Origin of the sequence: Nocardiopsis lucentensis DSM 44048, from assembly GCF_000341125.1 — a bacterium.
In the GTDB taxonomy this organism is placed as follows: domain Bacteria; phylum Actinomycetota; class Actinomycetes; order Streptosporangiales; family Streptosporangiaceae; genus Nocardiopsis; species Nocardiopsis lucentensis.
In genome coordinates this window covers 1-468 of the sequence record NZ_ANBC01000606.1, presented here as the reverse complement: position 1 = coordinate 468, position 468 = coordinate 1, and the positions used below count along the sequence as shown (strand labels likewise).

Annotated in this window: 1 protein-coding gene; it reads right to left on the bottom strand. The window is 75.0% G+C overall.

Translation table 11 applies throughout. From position 1 onward, the window contains the following. On the bottom strand, positions 1-468 hold a 468-nt coding region (locus D471_RS35480; RefSeq protein WP_040690607.1), incomplete at both ends, for an FtsK/SpoIIIE domain-containing protein.

Genomic DNA, 468 nt, shown 5'->3' with positions numbered 1-468 from the left:
GCCGCCAGCCGCTCCAGCGGCAGCAGGGCGCCGTTGCCGCAGTCCAGGCCGTACATGTGCACGTCGGTGGGGTGGTGGGCCAGTGCGAGGGAGGCGGCGATCGTCCGCAGGGTCTGGGAGCGGCCGGAACGGCCGGAGCCCATGACGTGCAGGTGCCCGGTCTTGGCCAGGTCGAGCGTGTACGGGAACTGGCGCTGCTGGGAGGGGACGTCGATCAGTCCGACCGGCGCTGGCCGGATCCGTCCGGGCTCGGCGGCGGGCGGACGGCCGCGCAGGAGTTCGGACAGGGTGAGCCCGGTGGGCAGCGCGGGCAGCCACGGGCTGGGCTGGCGGCGCGCCCCCATCCGCTCGGCGGCCTCCTTCACCGCGGAGACCAGGACGGTCAGGTCGGTGACCTCGACATCGCCGGTCTCCGTCGTGGACTCGGCCGCGGTCGGCGCGGGCAGGGCCAGGTCCGACCACTTGACC